Source organism: Streptomyces sp. ADMS, assembly GCF_033441795.1.
Lineage (GTDB): Bacteria > Actinomycetota > Actinomycetes > Streptomycetales > Streptomycetaceae > Streptomyces.
Map to the genome: position 1 here is coordinate 20,804 of NZ_JAVFVX010000101.1, position 6,548 is coordinate 27,351.

Consider the following 6,548-nt stretch of genomic DNA (forward strand, 5'->3'; position numbering starts at 1 on the left):
CGGCGGGGACTGCGCACACGAGGTGGTGAACTCCGCCTTTGGGGCGTGCAGTTGATGAATGCGTGCCCCGTGCGAAACGAACACACACGCCGGTAACGCGCAGGCGCTCCCGGCGTGCGCGCCGGCGTAGTCCAATGAAGGCAGCCCCGCGCAGGACGACGGCTCCTGAGCGGCACGGGCCGCCGACCTGTCGATCCCCGCCCTCGGTCGGCGGCCCCGGCATTCACAAGAATGCAACACACGTTCCCACTATGCGGACAATTCCGCCTGTGACCTGGACAAATGGCACGCCTCGCTGCCACTCTCCCGCCATGTACTTTGCCCCTGATGCGCTGCGCCGCGTAGTCTCCGCCGCCACTGTCGCCCTGCTCGCCACCGCTGTCGGCTGCGCCCCGCAGCCGGAGGAGGAGAGCGCCGCTACACCCACCGGGACGGCCGGAACCACCTGCGCCAAGGGCAAGTTGGCCACCGAGACCTCGGGCAAGCTGACGATCGCCACCGACGAGCCCGCGTACGAGCCGTGGTTCAAGGACGACAAGCCCGCCAACGGCGAGGGCTTCGAGTCGGCGGTCGCGTATGCCGTGGCGCAGCAGCTCGGCTACGACAAGGCCGACGTCGTCTGGCAGAGCGTGCCCTTCAACAAGGCGTTCGCGCCCGGGGAGAAGACCTTCGACTTCGACATCAACCAGGTGTCGATCAGCGCCGAGCGAAAGAAAGCCGTGGACTTCTCGTCCGGCTACTACGACGTGCGCCAGGCAGTCATCGCCCTGAAGAGCTCCAGGGCCGCGAAGGCGACGAGCATCGCGGACCTCAAGGGCCTCAAACTGGGCGCCCAGGTCGGCACGACGAGCCTCAACTACATCAACGACGTGGTGAAGCCGGCCCAGGAGCCGGCCGCGTACGCCAAGAACGACCAGGCCAAGTCCGCGCTGCAGAACGGCCAGGTCGACGCCATCGTCGTCGATCTCCCGACCGCCTTCTACATCACCGCCGCCGAGGTGACCGACGCGAAGATCGTCGGACAGTTCGAGAACCAGGGCGGCACGCCCGAACAGTTCGGGCTCGTGCTGGACAAGGGCAGCGCGCTCACTCCGTGCGTGACGACCGCGGTGGACGCCCTGCGCAAGAACGGCACGCTCACCTCGATCGAGAAGCAGTGGCTGTCGGACGCCGTCGACGCCCCGGTGCTCAAGTGACCGCAGTGAAGGAGAAGTCCGGGCAGGAGGACCCGGCCGCCATGCCGGACCGGGGCGACGGTTACGTCCCCTCGCAGCGGCGGATCGACCGTGAGCGGTACAAGCGCACCCGCTCGCGCCGCGCCACATCGATCGCCGCGCTGTCCACCCTGGTCACCGGGATCGTCCTCTATCTGGTCGTGGTGAACGCGCCGGGCTGGCCGCGCACCAAGGAGACGTTCTTCAACACGCAGTACGCGCGCGAGGCGTTCCCCAAGGTTCTCGAAGGGCTCTGGCTCAACGTACGGCTGCTGCTGATCTGCGGTGTCGCGGTGCTTGTGCTGGGCATGCTGATCGCGATCGCCCGCACGCTGCGCGGCCCGGTGTTCTACCCGCTGCGCGCGCTGGCCGCCGCGTACACGGACTTCTTCCGCGGCCTCCCGCTGATCATCAACCTGATGATCGTCGTCCTGGGCGTCCCGGCGCTGCGGCTCCAGGGCATCACCGTGGACCCGGTGGTCCTCGGCGGTACGGCGCTGACCCTGACGTACTCGGCGTACGTCGCCGAGGTGTTCCGGGCCGGCATCGAGTCCGTGCACCCGTCGCAACGGGCGGCGGCGCGCTCGCTCGGCCTGACCAACCGGCAGGCCCTGCGGCACGTCGTACTGCCTCAGGCCGTGCGGCGCCAGGTGCCGCCGCTGCTGAACGATCTGGTGTCGCTGCAGAAAGACACCGGGCTCGTCTCGATCGGCGGCGCGGTCGACGCCGTACGCGCGGCCGACATCATCGTGGGCCGCAGTCTCAACTACACGCCGTACATCGTCGCGGGACTGGTCTTCGTCGCGTTGACCATTCCGATGACCCGCTTCACGGACTGGGTGACGGCCCGGATGGACCGGCAGCGGGCGCAGGGAGGAACACTGTGAGCGACATCCCCGACAGCTCCTCCCCCGTGCTGCGTATGGCGTCCGTGCGCAAGGTCTTCGGTGACTCGGTCGTCCTGCGGGACGTCGATCTGGAGGTCGCCCCGCACACGGTGACCGCTCTGATCGGCGCGTCCGGCTCCGGCAAGTCCACACTGCTGCGGTGCGCGAACCTGCTGGAGGAGATCGACGACGGCGCGATCTGGCTGGACGGCGAGGAGATCACCGACCCGCGGACCGACCAGGACGCCGTGCGGCGCCGCATCGGCGTGGTCTTCCAGGCGTACAACCTTTTTCCGCACATGACCGTGCTGGAGAACATCACCCTCGCCCCACGCCGGGTGCACGGCGTGGGCCGCGCGGAGGCGGAGCAGTACGCCCGCGAGTTGCTGGAGCGACTCGGGCTCGGCGCCAAGGCGGGCGAGTACCCGGACCGGCTGAGCGGCGGCCAGCAGCAGCGGGCCGCGATCGTCCGCGCCCTCGCCGTACGCCCCAGGCTGCTGCTCCTCGACGAGATCACCGCGGCCCTCGACCCGGAACTCGTGGGTGAGGTCCTCGCCGTCGTCCGGGATCTGAAGGGCGACGGCATGACCATGGTCCTGGCCACCCACGAGATGGGCTTCGCCCGCGATGTAGCGGACCAGGTCTGTTTCCTCGAAGGCGGAGTGGTCCTGGAACGCGGTACGCCCGAGCAGGTGTTCGGAGAGCCGCAGCAGGAGCGCACGCGGCAGTTCCTGCGGCGGATCGTGGAGGCGGGGCGGTTGTAGGGGTCGCCGTGGCCGACGGCGTGCGAGGAGTTCCGGTCATGCGTCGATGGTGGCACCCACCACTGACAACCGGACTCTCCACGTCCGACTGCCTCCCCGCAACCGTGCGTCACACCTTCGTGGTCGTCGCCTTCACCAGTGCGGCCACCCGCTCCACGCCGAACACATACCCCTGCACACCGCACCCCGCGATGACGCCGTCGGCGCGCAGTGAGACGTACGAGTGGTGCCGGAACGTCTCGCGCTGGTGGATGTTGGAGATGTGGACCTCCAACACGGGCAGGCCGTCGCAGGTGTTGAGCGCGTCCAGGATCGCTACGGACGTGTGCGAGTAGGCGCCGGGGTTGATGACGATGCCGGCGTGGTGGAGGCGTGCCTCGTGGATCCAGTCGACCAGCTCGCCCTCGTGGTTGGACTGGCGGAAGTCCACCGTGCCACCGTGCCCGGCCGCCGCCTTGGCGCACAGGGTTTCGACGTCGGCGAGTGTGTCGGAGCCGTAGATCTCCGGTTGGCGCTGGCCCAGGAGGTTCAGGTTGGGGCCGTTGAGGATCATGATCGGGGCGTTGGCGAGGGTGCGGGGCACGGTTCCTCCGGTCCGTTCAGGGGTGGCGGCCGGTCGAGGACCGCTGCTCAGCCCCCGGTTTATCACGGTGCGCCGGCAGCGGGGCGGCCCGTACGCTCCCGGCATGACGAACCCTGCCTATCCCCCCAAGCCCTCACCCGGCGACCGCATAGCCGTCATCTCGCCGGGCGCCGCCGTCCCCGGTCTCTTCCCCCGCCCCCACGAACTGGGGCTGGAGCGGCTGCGCAAGGAGTTCGAGCTCGAACCGGTGGAGTATCCGGCGACCCGGAAGATGGGTTCGACGCCCCAGGAGCGGGCCGACGACATTCACGCGGCGTTCGCCGACCCGGACATCAAGGCGGTCATCGCGACGATCGGCGGCGACGACCAGATCACCGTGCTGCCGTTTCTGGACCGGGAGTTGATCCGCGCGAACCCGAAGCCGTTCTTCGGGATGAGCGACAACACGAACCTGCTGGCCTACCTGTACAACTGCGGGATCGTCGGTTACCACGGCGCGACCGTGATGACGGCGCTCGGACGTCCCGTGGCCATGGACCCGCTGACCGCCGAGTCCCTGCGGGCCGCCCTGTTCACCTCGGGCGAGTACGAACTGCGGTCCGCCGAACGCTGGAACGACGTCGACCGCGACTGGGCCGACCCCGCGACCTTCGACAGCGAACCGGAGACCCGTCCCGGCACCGGCTGGACGTGGCAGAACGCCGACCGAGTGGTGGAGGGCCGCGGTTGGGGCGGCTGTCTGGAGATCCTCGGCTGGCTACTGATGGCCGACCGCGAGATCTCCCACGATCTGACGGAGTACGACGGTGGAGTGCTGCTCCTGGAGACCTCGGAGGAGATGCCGAGCGGCGAGGAGGTCTTCCGCGTCCTGCGCAACATGGGCGAACGCGGACTGCTCCAGCGCTTCTCGGCGCTGTTGATGGGACGCGCGAAGACCTGGTCCTTCGAGCGGCCCAACAGCCCCGACGAGGGCGGCCGTTATGCCACCGAGCAGCGGGAGGCGGTCCAGCGCGCGCTGCGCGCCTACGTTCCCGGCATGATGACCGTCTTCGACGTGGACTTCGGACACACGGATCCGCAGATCGTCCTCCCTTATGGAGGGCCGATACGGGTGGACGGCCCTGCCCGGCGCATCACCGTGACGTACTGATCCCGCCCCACCCTCGCACCCCGTAACGTGCGATCACTGCGGGTAGTTGACGCGGCATGCACCACGTACGCACGGTAAAGGCGCCTTCGATGGTGCGGCTGGCCGCCGCCTCGCTCGCGGGAACGGCCATCGAGTTCTACGACTTCTTCGTCTACGGCACCGCGGCCGCACTCGTTCTGGGGCCGCTCTTCTTCCCGACGTTCTCTCCGGTGGCCGGGACACTGGCCGCCTTCGGAACCTTCGGTGTGGGGTTCGTCGCCCGGCCCCTGGGATCGGTGCTGTTCGGGCACATCGGGGACCGGCGCGGGCGGCGCCCGGTCCTCGTCGTCTCACTTCTGCTGACCGGAGCGTCGACGGTCGCGGTCGGCTGCGTACCGACGTACGAGTCGATCGGTATGGCCGCCCCCGTGCTCCTGCTGGTGCTGCGTTTCCTTCAGGGGCTCGGGCTCGGTGGGGAGTGGGGCGGGGCGGTCCTGCTGACCGCGGAGCACGCGCCCCCGGAACGGCGCGCTCTGTGGGCGAGCTTCCCGCAGATCGGGCCCGCAGTGGGCTTCCTGCTCGCCAACGGCGTGATGCTGGTGCTGTCGGCGTCCCTCACGGAGGCGCAGTTCGCCTCGTGGGGGTGGCGGGTGCCGTTCTGGGTGGCGGGGGTGCTCGCCGTGGCCGGGCTGTGGCTGCGTTCCTCGCTCGCGGAGAGCCCGAGTTTCCTGGAGATCGACGACCACGCGCGTGTGCCGCTCGCCGAAGTGGTTCGCGACCACTGGCGGCTGGTCCTGCTGACGGCGGGAGCGCTCGCGGTCGGATACGCGGTGTTCTACGCGGTGACGACATGGTCCCTCGCCTACGGGACCGAGCAGCTCGGCGTCAGCCGTACCGTCATGCTGATCTGCATCATGGCCGCGGTGGTGGTGAAGGGCGCTCTGACACCCGTGGCGGCTCTCCTTGGGGACCGTTACGGTCGCCGTCCGCTGTGTCTCGCGGGCTCTGCCGCCGCCGCCCTGTGGATGTGCCCGATGGTCGCGCTGCTGTCGACCGGCGAACCGCTGCTGATGTTCCTCGGCTTCCTGGTGGCGATGATCGCGTTCGTCACGATGTTCGCGGTCATCGCGGCGTATCTGCCGGAGCTGTACGAGCCCCGCGTACGGTGCACGGGCGCCGCGGTCGGTTACAACCTCGGCGGGGTCCTCGGAGGCGCCCTCACACCGATCGTGGCGACGGCGCTCGCCGGGCACGGGGGCCGGGTCCCGTGGGGCGTGGGCGCATATCTGTCGGGGATCGCGCTGTTCAGCCTGGGGTGCTTCGCTTTGCTGCCGGAGACCCGACCGGTGCCCCACCTCGTCGCCGTACCGGCCACGGAGTGACCTGTGGCAGTGATCATGGGCTCATCGCCGGCTTCAGGCAGGCGACGAACAGCACCAGCTGTACGCCTCCCCGGAGCGGCGTGGCCCGCCCGGGTAACCACCGCGGACGAACTTCGTCGGTGGGTCCCCGATGCATCCACCCGGGCCGTGGCGTCCCCTGGCCGGGAACCCTCAGCACCCAACGAGGCACCGGGAACGGTGGTAGGCAATTCGCCGCGCACCGCTCCCGATGATGACTGTTCCCACGTCCGACGGAGTCAGGCCTCGATGCTGTCCTTCGGAGCGCCTTCGCTCTCCTTCTGCGCCGACTCGGCCGCCTCCTGTTTCTTGGAAGCGATCAGACTGGTGATCGTGGTGACAACCAGGACAGCGCAGATCACTCCGAGGGAGACCGGTATGGAGATCTCCGGTACATGGACGCCGGACTCGTGCAGCGCGTGCAGCACCAGCTTGACGCCGATGAAACCGAGGATGACCGACAGGCCGTACGAGAGGTGGACCAGCTTCTTCAGCAGGCCGCCGATGAGGAAGTACAGCTGACGCAGACCCATCAGGGCGAAGGCGTTGGCGGTGAAGACGATGTACGGGT

Annotated in this window: 7 protein-coding genes; 5 read left to right on the top strand and 2 right to left on the bottom strand. The window is 68.9% G+C overall.

The features are described from left to right. The first annotated feature begins 311 nt into the window (after positions 1-311). Genes RB628_RS31660 through RB628_RS31670 form a run of 3 tightly spaced genes read left to right on the top strand, consistent with a single transcriptional unit; the run spans position 312 to position 2,865 of the window. Complete coding sequence (locus RB628_RS31660; RefSeq protein ID WP_318324032.1) at positions 312-1,196, top strand: ABC transporter substrate-binding protein; 885 nt, start codon at positions 312-314, stop codon at positions 1,194-1,196. Further along, positions 1,193-2,101, top strand: coding sequence for an amino acid ABC transporter permease (locus RB628_RS31665; RefSeq protein WP_318324034.1), 909 nt, complete (start codon positions 1,193-1,195; stop codon positions 2,099-2,101). The genes RB628_RS31660 and RB628_RS31665 overlap by 4 nt, the downstream gene beginning before the upstream one ends. Positions 2,102-2,136: 35 nt before the next feature. Further along, complete coding sequence (locus RB628_RS31670) at positions 2,137-2,865, top strand: amino acid ABC transporter ATP-binding protein (protein WP_318324039.1); 729 nt, start codon at positions 2,137-2,139, stop codon at positions 2,863-2,865. Between the two features lie 109 nt (positions 2,866-2,974). On the opposite strand, the gene aroQ is transcribed toward RB628_RS31670, so the two are convergent. Next, positions 2,975-3,448 carry a type II 3-dehydroquinate dehydratase gene (gene aroQ / locus RB628_RS31675; RefSeq protein ID WP_318324035.1) on the bottom strand — a complete coding sequence of 158 codons (474 nt, stop codon included), beginning with the start codon at positions 3,446-3,448 and terminating at the stop codon, positions 2,975-2,977. 103 nt (positions 3,449-3,551) lie between these two features. On the opposite strand from aroQ, the gene RB628_RS31680 reads away from it, so the two are divergent. Both RB628_RS31680 and RB628_RS31685 read left to right on the top strand, forming a co-directional pair. Next, positions 3,552-4,598 carry an LD-carboxypeptidase gene (locus RB628_RS31680; protein WP_318324036.1) on the top strand — a complete coding sequence of 349 codons (1,047 nt, stop codon included), beginning with the start codon at positions 3,552-3,554 and terminating at the stop codon, positions 4,596-4,598. Positions 4,599-4,687: 89 nt separating this feature from the next. Beyond that, a complete protein-coding gene (locus RB628_RS31685; RefSeq protein ID WP_318324037.1) occupies positions 4,688-5,959 on the top strand; it encodes an MFS transporter in 1,272 nt (423 codons plus the stop codon). 257 nt (positions 5,960-6,216) lie between these two features. Here the strand turns inward: RB628_RS31685 and RB628_RS31690 are convergent. Continuing rightward, positions 6,217-6,548: TerC family protein (locus RB628_RS31690; RefSeq protein ID WP_412180754.1), on the bottom strand; the 332-nt coding region annotated here is incomplete at its 5' end.